Here is a 14,132-nt window from a genome sequence, read left to right as displayed (position 1 = left end):
GCGGCGAGGACGGGCGAGGACTCGGCGGTGGTCGAGCAGTAGCTGTCACCGTCGAGGCACAGCGTGCGGACCCGATCGGTCAGCTCGCCGAAGCCCTTCGTGCGTGGCCCGGTGACACCCTGCCCAGAGACCGGGGTACCGAGCTGGGCGGTGGTGGAGTCGCGGCGCGGGTCCGAGACGAGCGCGACAGCGACGACCCGAGAGGCCGGAATCGGACCCCCTCGATTGCCGAGGGTGGTGGCGAGGTCGCCGGTGACCTCGGCGCCCTGGCCGTAGCCGGCCAAAACGACTCGGGTGTCCGAGCACAGCCCCTTCATCCCCGCGGAGAGGTCCGCGCCGCTCACCGAACCCGCGCCGGTGGAGGGCGCGAGCGTACGGACCTCGATGTCGGTGCCGTAACGCGTCGTCAGGGACTCCCCGAGCTGGGTGAGGATCCCGTTCGTGCCTTGCCCGATGGTAGGGGTCGTCTCGTAGGTGCCCGGTGCCAGCAGCGCGGTCCAGCGCGGGCACTTGGTACCGGTGCGGTCGGGTGTGGGTTCTGCGGCGGCGACACCGGCTGTCACAGTGGTCGCGGCGATGACCGCGCACAACGCCGCGTGGGCGTTGCGGCGGAGCTGGGAGCTGTTGCGGTGCATGGTGTGTTCTCCGTTCAGGTGAGGGACTGGTCAGGACGCGGCGCGGGAGTCGTCGTGGGCGGACGTGGGTCTGCGGGCGGCGTAGAAGTCGTCGCCGCTCCACCGGTAGGGCGAGACCTGGACGGGCTCGTTGAAGGTCGGCGCGTGCACCATCTGGCCCGCGCCGAGATAGATCCCGACGTGATGGACGTCGGCGGCAGTGCCGTAGAAGACGAGATCGCCCGGGACGAGCTGGTCCTCGGATACCGGTGTGCCGGTGTGGACCTGGTCGTAGGTGGTGCGGGGAATGGAGATGCCTGCGGCGCGGTAGGCGGCTTGGGTGAGTCCGGAGCAGTCCCAGCCGCCGTTCACCTCGGGCCCGTTGCCACCCCACACATACGGCAAGCCGAGTTGCGCGCAGGCGAACGAGATCACCTGCGCGGCTGTCGGGTTCGTCGGTGAGGTGGTGTCGCAGTCGCCGCCGGAGGTGTCGGGCGTGGTGGTCCGGTAGCGGGCGGCCTGGTCGAGGACGTCGCGCACGTACCAGTCGGCGTGGTTGTAGGCGAAGATCGCGCTGTACATGTCGGCGGGCGCACCGGAGTCGCACAGGTAGAACGCGGCGGCGTGGATGGCGTCGGAGGGGTTGTAGCGCGAGGGCGGATTCGCGCCACCAGCGGGCAGGGGATGGCGCGAGACAACGGAGTCGAACGTCGGGGCGAGGAACTGCATCGGTCCACCGGCCCCGGAGGCGTTTTCGCCCGAGGAGACGCCGGGCAGGGTGGAGCGGCCGTGGTCGGTTTCGATCTTGCCGATCGCGGCGAGCACGCTCCAGTCCAGGCCGGGGCAGTCTCCGGCGGCGGCTTGGTAGAGCACGAGCATCTCGGCCGGGATGTCTTGCTGTGCTTCGGTGCTCGGGGTCGAGCCGGTGCCGGTCGAGGCTCCCGGGGTAGGTGCGGTGAGCGACTGGTCGAACACCACGATGGCGCTGACCACGGTCGCGATGACGACCGTGAGGAACACGAACGCGCCGAACCCTGCCCCGAGCGCCTTGACCAGCATCGTCAGCTCACCAGGACTCGTAGGTCGGTGGCTGTGGGGGTGGCGGGGACAGGGTGACGATGCCGCTCTGCGGTGCCCAGCCCGGGTCGGGTTCGCTGTCGGGCTCGGGTGGGGTGCGCCGGGGCCACGCGGTGGCGAGCTGGTGTAGGTGTCGCCTTCGAGAGCCGTTGGCGGCGTTGGCGGCGTTGGCGTCCAGGGGCAGCCAGACCTGGTCGGCGGGACTGGCCTCAAGGGTGGGGGCGAGGAGTTCGGCGGCGGCGGTGGCCACGGGCACGGCCTCGGGGTCGGGGAGCCGTTCCCAGGTCCGGTGCAGCGCCGCGCGGGCTTTGGTCTCGCGGGCGACGCTCGGCACCCAGAGCAGCACGGGGGCGACGACGCCGGTGGTGCGAGCTAGTTCGGCGTAGCCGGTGAGTTTCGCCGCAACCCGCGACAGCGCCGTGGTGCTCTCCAGGTCGTACTCGAGATAGAAGTCGAGCACATCCTCGGCGTGGGCGTAGCGGCCGAAGGCGTCGGGGCGGGCGAGGTCGCCCCACAAACGCTCGCAGCGGGTCTGCGACCACCATGCCTGGACCTGGGCGGGGTTGCCGCGCTGGTCGAGGGCGGGGTGGGCGATCAGGGCGGTGAACCATTCGGCGACGCCGAGGGTGTGGGTCAGGTGCAGGCTGTGGCCGATGGCGAGGGCACGCTGATGCTGGTAGCCCAGCTCGCGCACCGTGATCCCGGCTTCCGCGGCGAGCACGCCTGCCCCGGCCGGTGCGAGTACCCAGTGCATCGGCGCGCTGCCCTCGGTGCGCCACGGCCGGAAACGGTCCACGACGCCGTAGCGGTGCAGCAGGTTCAGCCGCCGCAGCGCGATGGGCTGAGTCGGGAAGGCCAGGCTGGTGAGCTGGTTGGTGGTCAGGACACGGTGCTCGTGCAGCATCCGCAGAAGCCAGCGGTCGCGCTCGGTCAACCGGGAGACGAGCGCGGTGCTGTCGAGCGGCCGGGGCCGGGTCCGGTTGTCGGGGCGGGGACGCCGGTTGTCTGCCTGCTGGGCGGGACGGGAGAGCATCGGTGGCACAACCTTTCTCGGAACGAACAGACGGGCGGTGGCGGAGCTGTCGGTGGTCGGGTCACTCGTCGCGGTCCGGGCGGGTGTCGGTGAGGCGGGCGCGAGCGGCGGCAGCGATCTCCCGGGCACGCCCGGGGATCGGCGGGTCCAGCGGCCGGGTGGTGAGGGTGAACGGTCTGGCGTTGCGGCCGTCGACCAGCAGGCGGGCGGCTGCGTGGAAGGCGTCGAGGTGAGACAGGTCGTGCTCGGACAGCCACGGGTCGGTGTGGCGGGCCAGATCGCGCGCGTCGTCGGGCGACACGGCGAAGACGATCTTGTTGCGCGCGTTGGCCGAGATGCCGTCACGCAGTTCGCGCGAGAGCTGGCCCAAGTTCTGATGCGCCAGGAGCAAGGAGAGCCGGAGTCCGCGGGCTTCGGCGAGCATGTCCTCGATCGGCGTGCTCAAGTTGAGGAAGTTCTGCGCCTCGTCGAGCACGAGCGCGGCGTCAGGCCGGTCAGCGGCGGCGACCCGGGCTCTGGCGGTCACTGCCTGCCATGTACGCGCGACCAGCAGTGACCCGACCAGTCGGGAGGTCTCCTCGCCGAGTGAGCCTTTCGGCAATCGGGCCAGGCAGATGCCGCCGTGGTCGAGGATGTCGCCGAAGTCCACGGTCGAGGGGCCACCGGCGATGGCCGCGCGCACGAACGGGCGCAGCAGGAACGCCCTCAGCTTGTTCAGTAGGGGGCCGGTGAGCTGGGCGCGGCCGGTGTCGGAGAGTTGCTCGTAGGAGTCCCAGAACCCGCGCAGGACCGGATCGGCGGTGGTGCGGGTGACCCGGGACCGGAACGCACCCTCGGTGAGCAGGCGGGGCAGGTCGGCCAGGGTCGCGGTCCCGGGCTGCGCGCACAAGGTGAGCAGGCTCGCGCGCATGATGTCGTCGGTGCGCGGCCCCCACCACTGGTGAAAGATCCGGCGGAAAACTGTGGTCAGGTTGTCGACCGCGAGATCCATCCCCGCGCGCCCGATCCGGCCGATGTCGAGCGGATTCACACACGGCGGAGCACTGGATGCGTCGGCGTCGAAGAGCACCACCCGCTCACCCATGCGCGACGGCAGCCTCGACAAGACATCGGTGACGAGGTCGCCTTTCGGGTCGATCACGATCACCCCGCGCCCCGCCTCGGCGTCATCGAGGATCGTGCGCGCCAGCAGCGTGGATTTGCCGACCCCGGTCGGGCCGAGGATGTGCAGGTGGTGACGGGCGTCGGAGACTTTCACCGCGACCGGGCGGCGAGTGCCGGTGTCGGACATCCCCAACGGCTTCGTGAACTCCCCACCGACGGGGATCTCCGGTGCCGGGGACAGCGCGCGGGCTCCGGCGCGCTGCAGGCCCGGTAGCCCGTCGTCGGTGGGCAGATGGGCGATCGTGGCCAGCTCGGGCACCGACAACACATCCCCACGCCCGAGACGCCGCTCCCGGATCAACCGCTGAAGGCGGAAGAGTCGACGGCGACGCCGGTAGTAGTTGTGATCGGTGCACGCCCCGAACGTCGTGGCTAGAGCATCGGCGCGCCCGCGCGCCACCGCTCGCGCTTGGGCTGTCGAGTCGATCTCGGCGGGGTCGGTGGAGACCGGGATCGAGGCGGCATAGCGGACGACCGTCTCCCAATGCGCCCCTCGCGCTTTGGCCGCTGCCGCGCGGGCGGCGGCACTGTATTCCAGGGAGGTCTGCCGGTCGGTGCCCCGCGCGCTCCCCACCCCGGTGGCGGTGCGGGAGGCGCGACCGGTGCTCGAGCCGGGAGTGAGAAGGTCGAGGGCCTCGCGCAGCAGTCCCGCCGCGACACCGGCCCGGGCACCCGTGCTCGCCGCGGAGCGGGTGGCGCGGGCGACGCGGCGGCCGGTGACCGGGCGGGCGAGGATCTGCACGCACACTGCGTGACCGGGGCCCAGATCGTCGGCGGCGGTGATCAGGTTGCGCACCAGATCACCGGAGTGATCGGTGCTCAGCGGGAGTCCCTCGTGGCGCCCGAGGCGCAGCTCGCCTCCGGCCACAATCCGCCGGATCCCTTTGACCGGGTTCGGCAGCGGGGGCCGGGCGGGTTCGGCTGTGTCGGTGTGCGCGCCGGGCCACGCCGAGGCGACAGCCCGCTCGATCAACCCGGGCGGAACCGTGCCCGGCACCCACAGCCGGATCGCCGCGCCTTCCTCGGGGGTGACGGTGTACTCGAACCCCAGATGTGGCTGCCCCAGCAGCGTTCTCGCCCATGCTGGGCGGAGCTGGCCGATGAGGTGTGCCCAGAAGGTCAGTGCGCCTTTGGCGTCGACCTCCGGTGGGGTGAGCACGGTGATCTGGCGGGCACGCGCACTCAGCCGGCCTCGCCGCCACCGAACCGTGAGCCGTACCGCGGCGAGCACCGCGACACCGACCGCGACCAGAAACAGAGCATCGGCGGACACGAGGGCGTGTTCGAGAGCGTCGCGGAGGTCGGCCACGGCCCGGCTGGGCGCGAGAAGCGCCCGGCCCAGCCATCCCTGCTCGGGATTCACGCGGCCACCGATCCCGGGCCGGTGATCTCGGTGTTCGGCAGAGTCGCCGCGCTGCCGAACGGGAACCGGCCCGCGCGACGGCGTCCGGTCGCCTCGGTGGCTTCGGGCTTGTGCAGGATGATGACGTCCTCGTGGGCGATGAGGTGCATCGGCAGCCCGGCCGCGCGCTGCTTGACAATGAAGTCGCGCTGGAAGAACGAGCTGCGGGCGATGAGTTCGCCGTCGGTGAGGCGGCCCAGCAAGGCCACGCACCGCTCCACCGGGACCAGCCCGGCCAGCTCGCCGCAGGTGTAGAGGTGGGCGGGCAGCGGCACGAGTTCGGCGTGCTGCCGCCACGGTCGCGCGGTGATCACCACATACCCACCGGGCGCGAGGTATTCGGCGGCTCCGGCCAGGATCTTGGTGAACCCGGACAGCAGTCTGCCGAGGCCGACGTTGGCGAGGTTGCCGCGATCCAGCACCGCGCCGTAGCGGTGGTTGGACTTCAGCACCGGGTCTTTGCGGTTGGCGCGTACGTGCCCGTGCAAGCTGTCGCCGTAAGGAGGAGAAGTGATGACGAGCTTCGCCTGACCGCGTAGCTCGGCCGGGATCAGATCACCCAGCTTGCGGGCATCGCCGTGGAAGACGTCCGCGGCGAGATCGATCCCGGCCTCACGAGCGAGCTCGATGTTGGTGCGCGCCAGCTCCGCCCACCGCGACTCGTACTCCACACCCACCGCGCGGCGGCCCAGATGCAGGGACTCGACGAGGGTGGTGCCAATCCCGCACATCGGGTCGAGCACGAGGTCCCCGGGCCGGGTGTAGGTGTTCACGGCGTGGGCGACGATGGCGGGGAACATCTTCGCGGGATGGGCGGTGCTGTCGGGGTGATAGCGGCCCCGGCGCTGCGCGGTGGGCGCGGTCTGCGCGGTGGCCCACACCGACACCGGCGCGACGGTCGGGGCGGTCTGTGCGGGGCTGCCGGAGGCGCTGTCGGCGGTGGCGGGGGTGGTCGGTTCGAGCGTCATCGGGCGTCCTTCACGTGAGAGTTCCGGTGGGGTGCAGGGCGTGTGGGTTCAGCCATGTGCGGGCTGGAGGAAGACGAAGACGTCGGTGTGCGCGACGGCGTGACGCGCGGTCCCCGACGGTGTCGGCGCGGCGGGCGCGGTGACCTGGTGCCCGGAGATCGGGGCGGCGATGATGTGCTGGAGGTAGAGCAGATCGGCGGACTGCGCGGCGGCCACGACCGAACCGGCCGGGTCGAACAAGGTTCCGGAGTCGCTGTGTCGGCAGCGGGAGAAAATGACCAGCAACCCGCCCATCGCGAGGACTTCGGTCGCGAGCGCGGTTATGTGTTCGGCGGCGGCGATCGGGTCGAGCTGATCGGCGAGCAGGCTCGCGACGACCAGATCCACCGGCGCGCCCGTCCACGTCCGGCCGGTGGGTGCGTCGAGTCCGTGGCGGCCCAGATCACCGATCGTGGACAGTGCGGCGGCGGTGTCGGACTCGATGATCCGCAGCGTCCCCCGCGCGGTGGGGGCGGGCCAGCCCAGCAGCATCACCCGCGCGCCCGGCGCGGAGAATTCGGTGATCGTGTGGACCAGAGCCCGGTCGGGCCAGCGATCGGCGGGATCGAGCGGGTCGGGTCCCAGCGGCCACAGGGTCGAGGGGATCTGCACGGCATTGGTGCCAGAGCGCGGGCGGCGGGAAGGGGCGGTCATGAGGGCCTCCTGAACGAGAGAGTGCTTCTACTCATTAACTGCCGCCAAAAAGCCGAAAACGGGACGTAATTTCCGAACTCCGCTCTCTGAGAATTCCCTGAGTCCGATATCCGAACCTAGGAAACGGGTGCATCGATGAGATGTCCCGGAAATTATTTTGAAGAATTTTCGCCAAGGTTTGCCAGCATGCTCGGACGTCCTATCCGCAACCTATCTGAAACATATCCAAGTCATATCTAGGCGCTATCCTGCGCTTCACATGTGCTGGCAGATGGGCATATCCGCGCGGATATGCCCCGCCCCTGACGGGTGGGTGTGTCGTAGTAGCGGAGGAGATGCTGATCTGCGCAAGATATGACTTGGATATGTTTCAGATAGTGTTTGGATATGTTGCGGATAGGGTTTGGATAGGTTTCGGATAGATCCGCGAGGTGTCCTGAGGTGGTCGGAAAATCATCGACCGAACAAGGAGATCGTGGTGACGAACACGCATGACGAAACCATTCCGGGACAGATCGGCAAACCGCCCTCGCCACTGGCTGCGGTGAACAGGGGTTTCGACCGGATCGCCGGACACTACCTGCCGACCATCCCCCGTCCGGCCCCGGTGTCGGAGGCCGCGTGCGGTCGGATCCGGACGTGGGGGGAGTTGCGTGAGCGGCTGTGGGATCCAGGCACACCAATGGGCGAGGTCGATGCGATCTGGGTGTGGCTCATCGAACGGGTCCGGCAGCGCAGCGAATCCGCAATGCTCGTGAGCGCGGCGCTGGCCATGCCGATGCTGGCCCGCATCACCGGCGAGCACACGGCACCGGGAACCCCGGAACGCCACGATGCCGAGTCCGAAGCGCTGGCTGAGTTCCTGCTCCACCTCCCGTGCATCGATGTCGACCAGCCGCACGTATGGAATCGCCTACGGTGGGCTGCCTTCCGCGCTGACCGTAGAACAGCAATCGAGCAGCGAACCAGTTTCACGGTGGTTGGTGACCTCGGGGCTGATCTCACCGAATGGGGGCAGCGGGCGCAGGTACTCGGAGCCGAGTCTGGTCACCCCGAGACGGTGCTCGCTGCTGCCGTGGGTGCCGGGGTGATCTCCGCCGACGCCGCAGAACTCATCGCCGCGTCCCGGTGGGAAGACCGGCTGCTGCCCGCTCTGGCCGCCGAACGCGGTGTCCCAGTGGGCCGACTGCGCAAGCAGCGGTCCCGTGCCGAACGTGCCCTACTGGCATGGCTGGCCGACCGCACCCGCGACCTCGATCCGGTCCGCAACGGCCCGGTCGAGACCGCGACGGTGACCACGCTCGCGCCGAGAGTCTCCTCACCGCGGCGAGGCCGCCGGCCGAAACGACTCTCGTCAGCTCCGGCACCGGCGAGCATCGAGTCCGGGCAAGTGGCCGCATGAACCCGCACACGAACGCTCTCGATGGGGAGGTACTGGACTCGGCTGGCCGCGCACGACGCGGGCCCCGGCGCCTCGCTATCGCGGTCGCCGCCGTAGTGGTGTCGGTGGTCGCGGCCGGATCCGCCTCGGCGGCGCCACCGCACACCGAGGTGCTGGCCATCGCCTCGTCGCTGGGCGAGGTGATCGACAACGCCCGCAACTGGCTGGTCGGCATCCTGGCCGGGCTGGCGACACTGTTCCTGACCATCGCCGGAGCCCGCTATCTGCTCGGGGGCGGTGATCCCAGCGAGATCGAGAAGGCCAAGACCGCCTTCCGCGCCGCGTGCATCGGCTACGCGCTGGCGATGCTGGCACCGGTCATCGTCGCCGTGCTCAAGTCCATCATCGGAGCCTGACCGTGACAACCCCGGCCCAGGCACCACCCACCCCCACCCGGTTCACACCGGCCGCGCGCCTCGCTGCCAATAGCGCAGCAGCGGTCCTCGCCGCCGTCCTGATCGTGCTCACCGGTTCCGGCGGGGCCGCCGCCCAACCCGCCACTCCGACGCCGGTTCCGCCAGTGACCACGGCACCGGCGACACCCGCGCCGACCACCAGTCCACCGACCACGACACCGCGCCGGTGGGTGACACCACCCTCGACCACCACCCCACCGACGACAACCGCGCCCGGCACAACAGCGCCAGCACCGGCACCTGGATCCGGGTCGGGCTCGGCCGAGTGCGGGGTGACCAACATCAACGGGTGTGTGGAGAACGCGGTCGACGGGTTCTTCCGGCGCATCGTGGAGACCTCGCTCAACCCGTTGCTGGAACTGTTGTCGCAAACCCTGCTCACCACACCCGAACCCGGGCAGATTCCCGAGATCGGGGTCTTGTGGAACCAGTCGTGGCAGATCGTGCTCGCCCTCTACGTGCTGGTCGTGATGGCTGCCGGGGTGCTGTTGATGATGCGTGAGACCGTCCAAACCCAATGGTCGATCCGCGAACTCGCACCCCGCCTGGTCGTCGGATTCGCGGCTGGGGGGTTGAGCATGATGATCGCCACCGCCGGAATCGGTTTCGCCAACGCCCTCGCCGGTGCTCTCGCTGGAGATGGTGTCGACTCGGGCTCGGCCGCCGACGCGCTGGCCGAGTTGGCGTTCACCAGTACCCAGAGCCTCGGTGTCCTTGTTCTGTTGCAGCTGGCGCTGTCGGTGATGCTGCTCGTGCTGATCATCAGCTATCTCGTGCGGGTGACGATCACGATCTTGCTGATCGTGGGCGCACCCCTGGCTTTGATGTGTCATGGGCTGCCCGGCCTCGACGGTGTCGCGCGCTGGTGGTGGCGCTCCTTCGCCGCCTGCCTCGCGGTCCAGGTGGTGCAATCACTGACGTTGGTGGCCGTGCTGCGGGTCATGCTCCGTCCCGGTGGCTGGTACGTGTTCGGGCCCGATGCCAACGAGATCGCCGATCTCACTGTCGCTTTGGCGTTGATGTTCGTGTTGATCAAGACACCGATGTGGCTGCTGTCGGTGCTCAAGATCGGGCAAGGCCGCAGCTTCCTCGGCTCGATCGTGCGTGGCTTCATCGCCTACAAAACCCTCGGCATGCTCAAAGGCGCCACTGCGAGCTCCGCCCGCACCACAGCCTCTGCGGCGTCCGCACGGCGGAGTGCGCGACCCGTCCGTGCCCCACGAGTACCCCGCGCCGCCTCCAGCAGTGGACCGCCCGATCCGTACGCGCGGGTGCGTTCGACCCGCGACGGGCAGCTCATGCTGCCCTTGGAAGGAGTGCGCCGCGTTCCTCGGCAACCCAACCCGGCACCGGCCCAAGCGACCGGCACCCCACCACCGCGCTCGAACCGGTCGGCGAGGGGACGCCAGCTCGCGTTCGACTTCACTCCACCGGACCCGTATCGGGGCATTCGCGCCGGGGCTGGGGGACAGTACCCGCTCCCGATCCCAGTGCGCCGTGTCCGTCCAACACCCCCGCCTCCCGAGCCGCCGCCGCAGCGGCCCGGTCGCCGGGCGACACCGCAACAGCTCGCCTTCGACTTCACCGAACCCACCCCGCCCGACCCGTACGCGCGTGTTCGCCCGAACCGTAGCGGCCAGTACCCGCTGCCGTTCCCGGTCGCCCGGGTCAAACCCGTTGCATCGCCACCGAACCCGCTACAACCACCCGCAGCGGCCCCGGCGCGTCCGGCGGGGCGGCAGCTGCATCTGCCCATGCCGGATCTGCCCGTGCGCCGCCGAGCGCCCCGCGCCCCGAGAGGCGGAACCCTGAAATGAGCACCATCGTGCGCATCCCCGCCGACGTCGACCGCTCCGACCGGCTGCTGGGGCCGTTCACCGCGCGCCAGCTCGCTGTCCTGGCCACGACCGCCGCACTGCTGTACGCGGCCTGGGCTGCAACGCGAACCCTGCTACCGCTGCCCGTATTCGCGGTCACCGCTGCCCTGATGTTCGTGTTCGTGGCAGTCGCGGTCCTGACCCGCCGCGAGGGTCTGTCGGCCGACCTGCTGCTCGTCGCGGCCGTTCGTCACCGCCTGCGTCCACGCCACCTCATCCGATCACATGGTGCCGCCCGGGCTCCGCGCTGGATCACGACTCGCACCACAGGACGACGTCCTCGGTCGCCGGTGCCCTCGGAACTATCGGCGGATCAGGCGCGGTTGCCCGAGTCGGTGGCGAGCAGTGGCAGCGGCGGGGTCGGGGTGATCGACCTCGGCGCCGACGGCCTCGCCGCTATCGCGGTCGCGGGAACCCTCAACCTGTCGCTGCGGACCCCGGCCGAACAGGACAGCTTGGTCGGCCAGCTCGCGGGCTGGCTGCACACCCTGCGTCAACCCGTTCAGATCCTGATCCGTTCGGCGCGGCTGGACTTGACTGAGCACATCACCGGCCTGCACTCTGCTGCCGCGCAGATGTCGGCCGACCTCGCCGCGGCAGCCCTCGACCATGCCGACCACCTCACCGAGCTGGCCGCCCGCGAAGACCCCGTTCACCGACAGGTGCTGCTCGTCTGGCGTGAACACACCGAGGCCGTGGCGACCAGCGGGCTGCGTGCCCGTCTCCCTGGGCAGCGCCGAGCCCGGCGCACCCTATCGGGCGGTGCGCGTCGTGCAGCCGAGTCCAGGCTGCTGCGCCGGATGAACGAGGCCGCCGATGTGCTGTCCCCGTTGGGGATCTCGGTGACCGCCCTCGACCACGACGCCGCCACTGCTGTGCTGGCCAGTTGCACCGACCCCGAAAGCCTCGTCTCTGCCGCCGCCGACATCACCGCCGCCGGCACGGTCGTCAGCACCGACCCCGATACCCGATTACCGGATCCGTTCGCCGGGGACGGGCTCGACCGGTTCGCCCCGGAATCTTTGACCATCGGCACCCGGCATCTTGAGATCGGCTCGGATTGGAGCGCGACCCTCGCGGTGACCGGCTACCCGCGCGAGGTGACCGCCGGCTGGCTCGCGCCTCTGCTGTCTCACCCGGGCAGAGTCGAGGTCGCGGTGCACGTCGAGCCGGTCGACCCGGCCACCGCCGCCACTCGGCTGCGCCGCCAGCAAGCCCGCCTCGAATCTGCCCGCAGGCAGGACCTCGGCCGGGGCCGTCTGACCGACCCGCAGGTCGACGTCGCCGTCGAGGACGCCGCCGACCTGTCCGCGCGCGTCGCGCGGGCCGAAGCAAGATTGTTCCGCGTCGGGGTGTATCTCACCGTCCATGCCGCCTCGGAATCCGAGCTGGCCGACGAGTTGGCCGCCGTTCGCGCGTTGGCGGCGAGTCTGCTCGTGGACACCTGCACCCTGTCCTACCGGGCAGCTCAGGCGTGGGTGACGACTCTGCCGCTCGGGTTGGACCTTATCCGGGTCCAGCGGACCTTCGATACCACTGCCCTCGCCGCGGCGTTCCCCTTCGACTCACCCCAGCTCCCCGCCGCCGATCCCGCCCAGGCCGACCGGCCCCAGGGTGTTCTCTATGGCCGCGACGCTGCGTCGGGGTTGTTGTTCGTGGACCGGTTCGGTCCCGAGGCCCACAACCACAACCTCGTCGTGCTGGGCCGATCCGGTGCGGGCAAGTCCTACCTGGTGAAAACCGAGATCCTGCGGGCCCTGTATCGCGGGATCGAGCAGGTCATCATCGATCCCGAGGATGAATACCGGCGCCTGAGCGAGGCCGTGGGCGGCACCAACATCCGCCTCGGTGCACCCGGAGTTCGGCTCAACCCGTTCGACCTGGAAATCCACATCCGACCCGACGGGAGCCGCAGCGCCCCGACCGATGCGCTCACTCGGCGCAAACTGTTCTGCCACACCCTGATCCAGGTGCTGTTGGGGGACCAAACCGCCGCGCATCGGTCGGCGCTGGACGCTGCTCTCGCCGCTGCTTACACCGCCGCCGGGATCACCGACGACCCCGCCACCTGGACCCGGCCCGCGCCCACCCTGAGCGACCTGCGAGACCAGCTTGACCAGCTCGCCGTGCCCGCTGCCGTCGAGTTGGCTGCCGGGCTGCACCCCTACACCGGCGAGGGAGCCTATGCCGGGCTGATCGACGGGAACACCACCACCGAACCCGAGGGCGCGATGATCGTGTTCTCGCTACGGGAGCTGCCCGATGAAATGAAAACCATCGGCACGCTGCTGGTTTTGGACGCGACGTGGCGGAAAGTGTCGAACCCCGGTCATCGGCGGCCCCGCATGATCACCGTGGACGAGGCGTGGCTGCTGCTGCGCGAGCCCGCCGGGGCGGCGTTCCTGTTCCGGGCCGCGAAAAGCTTCCGCAAGCACTGGGCCGGACTCACCGTCGCTACCCAGGACTGCGCGGATGTCTGCTCGACCGAACTCGGGCGAGCGATCATCTCCAACGCCGCCACTCAGATCTTGCTACGCCAAGCACCCCAGGCCATCGACGAGGTCGCTACCGCCTTCCACCTCTCTGACGGCGAGCAGCAATTCCTGCTCTCCGCGGCTCGCGGTTCGGGGCTGCTCGCGGTCGGCGGCACCGACCGCGCGGTGTTCGGGTCTTTGGCCTCGCTCACCGAGAACGCGCTCATCACCACTTCGCCTGAGTTCCTGGCCGCCATCGCCGACGACCGCGACACCGAAGTCGACATCGGCTCAACCGCAACAGCCGACGGCAGGTGGGCGGGGTGACCCTTGACGCCGCTGTCCGAACCACCGCACCGGGATCGGGTTCCGGCGCGCAATGGTCACACCGCAGACCCGCCCGTTGGACCCGCCAGAACGGCGCAGGCCGCCGTATTCCGGCCGATCGGCACCCCTGGTTGGTCGCGGGTGACCGGTTCGGCAGAAATGCTGCACGAGAAGACATTTGACGCCTCGGCCGCTACGGAGCGTTCATGGATCCCGCTGCACGCGGACCCGCCCGGTTCCCGCGCAGTTCCACCCACCCACGAAACAGCCACCTCCGCCACCTATCGGGCCGACGTGGCAGGACATGAGAGGAAATCATGGACGAGGAATTTTCCGACGACGCCGTGGTGATCCCGTTGCGCCCCTCGCGGGCCCGCGCCGATTCGCCGATGCATGTCGATGCTCGAGTGGGCGAGATGACCACGTCGTTCCAGATTCGCTATGTCACCGGAGCCGAAGCCAAACGCGTCGCCGAACGGCAAGCCCGCGCGATCTCGGCGCTGCTGCGCTGGCTCGACAGCCACGACCCAGCCACAGCCGATCTGGTCGATCTCGACGCCATCACCACCGCCGACGAACAGGAGGCGGCATGAGCCTGCCCGTATTCGCCGGACCCGACAGCCCTGATCTGCTCGGGATGGGTGGG

11 protein-coding genes are annotated in these 14,132 nt (G+C 69.8%); 5 read left to right on the top strand and 6 right to left on the bottom strand.

All coding sequences use genetic code 11. The annotated features are described in order from the left end of the window. The 6 genes from APZ21_RS23895 to APZ21_RS23870 all read right to left on the bottom strand — a co-directional run. On the bottom strand, nucleotides 1-635 hold a 635-nt coding region (locus tag APZ21_RS23895), incomplete at its 3' end, for a cutinase family protein (RefSeq protein WP_156371307.1). Between the two features lie 30 nt (nucleotides 636-665). Beyond that, complete coding sequence (locus APZ21_RS23890; RefSeq protein WP_019045697.1) at nucleotides 666-1,673, bottom strand: C40 family peptidase; 1,008 nt, start codon at nucleotides 1,671-1,673, stop codon at nucleotides 666-668. Nucleotides 1,674-1,680: 7 nt separating this feature from the next. Next, entirely contained in the window at nucleotides 1,681-2,724 is a 1,044-nt protein-coding gene (locus tag APZ21_RS36045; protein WP_054815559.1) for a replication-relaxation family protein, read from the bottom strand. A 61-nt stretch (nucleotides 2,725-2,785) separates the two neighbouring features. Next, nucleotides 2,786-5,251, bottom strand: coding sequence for a type IV secretory system conjugative DNA transfer family protein (locus APZ21_RS23880; protein WP_019045699.1), 2,466 nt, complete (start codon nucleotides 5,249-5,251; stop codon nucleotides 2,786-2,788). Beyond that, nucleotides 5,248-6,258: a TRM11 family SAM-dependent methyltransferase gene (locus APZ21_RS23875; RefSeq protein ID WP_054815558.1), complete on the bottom strand. Its 1,011-nt coding sequence runs from the start codon at nucleotides 6,256-6,258 to the stop codon at nucleotides 5,248-5,250. Before APZ21_RS23875 ends, APZ21_RS23880 begins: the two co-directional genes overlap by 4 nt. A gap of 48 nt (nucleotides 6,259-6,306) precedes the next feature. Next, nucleotides 6,307-6,951, bottom strand: coding sequence for a hypothetical protein (locus tag APZ21_RS23870; RefSeq protein WP_146089070.1), 645 nt, complete (start codon nucleotides 6,949-6,951; stop codon nucleotides 6,307-6,309). A 478-nt stretch (nucleotides 6,952-7,429) separates the two neighbouring features. Here APZ21_RS23870 and APZ21_RS23865 point away from each other — a divergent pair, with 478 nt between their 5' ends. The 5 genes from APZ21_RS23865 (at nucleotide 7,430) to APZ21_RS23840 (ending at nucleotide 14,079) form a co-directional block, all read left to right on the top strand. Next, nucleotides 7,430-8,353, top strand: coding sequence for a hypothetical protein (locus APZ21_RS23865; protein ID WP_146089069.1), 924 nt, complete (start codon nucleotides 7,430-7,432; stop codon nucleotides 8,351-8,353). Further along, complete coding sequence (locus APZ21_RS23860; RefSeq protein ID WP_054815555.1) at nucleotides 8,350-8,748, top strand: pilin; 399 nt, start codon at nucleotides 8,350-8,352, stop codon at nucleotides 8,746-8,748. The genes APZ21_RS23865 and APZ21_RS23860 overlap by 4 nt, the downstream gene beginning before the upstream one ends. Beyond that, complete coding sequence (locus tag APZ21_RS23850; RefSeq protein ID WP_476739085.1) at nucleotides 8,676-10,625, top strand: TrbL/VirB6 family protein; 1,950 nt, start codon at nucleotides 8,676-8,678, stop codon at nucleotides 10,623-10,625. The genes APZ21_RS23860 and APZ21_RS23850 overlap by 73 nt, the downstream gene beginning before the upstream one ends. After that, complete coding sequence (locus APZ21_RS33280; protein WP_082393410.1) at nucleotides 10,622-13,486, top strand: PrgI family protein; 2,865 nt, start codon at nucleotides 10,622-10,624, stop codon at nucleotides 13,484-13,486. The genes APZ21_RS23850 and APZ21_RS33280 overlap by 4 nt, the downstream gene beginning before the upstream one ends. Nucleotides 13,487-13,803: 317 nt before the next feature. Further along, nucleotides 13,804-14,079 carry a hypothetical protein gene (locus tag APZ21_RS23840; protein ID WP_054815552.1) on the top strand — a complete coding sequence of 92 codons (276 nt, stop codon included), beginning with the start codon at nucleotides 13,804-13,806 and terminating at the stop codon, nucleotides 14,077-14,079. Nucleotides 14,080-14,132: the final 53 nt, after the last annotated feature.

The sequence above is a fragment of the Nocardia arizonensis genome (genome assembly GCF_001310275.1).
Lineage (GTDB): Bacteria > Actinomycetota > Actinomycetes > Mycobacteriales > Mycobacteriaceae > Nocardia > Nocardia arizonensis.
This window is presented reverse-complemented; position numbering and strand designations above follow the sequence as displayed.

Bases quoted from the DNA above. Each gene is read 5' to 3' on its own strand.
- APZ21_RS23890 (WP_019045697.1), bottom strand. From the start codon at position 1,673: ATGCTGGTCAAGGCGCTCGGGGCAGGGTTCGGCGCGTTCGTGTTCCTC.
- APZ21_RS23875 (WP_054815558.1), bottom strand. From the start codon at position 6,258: ATGACGCTCGAACCGACCACCCCCGCCACCGCCGACAGCGCCTCCGGC.
- APZ21_RS23840 (WP_054815552.1), top strand. From the start codon at position 13,804: ATGGACGAGGAATTTTCCGACGACGCCGTGGTGATCCCGTTGCGCCCC.
- APZ21_RS33280 (WP_082393410.1), top strand. From the start codon at position 10,622: ATGAGCACCATCGTGCGCATCCCCGCCGACGTCGACCGCTCCGACCGG.
- APZ21_RS23860 (WP_054815555.1), top strand. From the start codon at position 8,350: ATGAACCCGCACACGAACGCTCTCGATGGGGAGGTACTGGACTCGGCT.
- APZ21_RS36045 (WP_054815559.1), bottom strand. From the start codon at position 2,724: ATGCTCTCCCGTCCCGCCCAGCAGGCAGACAACCGGCGTCCCCGCCCC.
- APZ21_RS23870 (WP_146089070.1), bottom strand. From the start codon at position 6,951: ATGACCGCCCCTTCCCGCCGCCCGCGCTCTGGCACCAATGCCGTGCAG.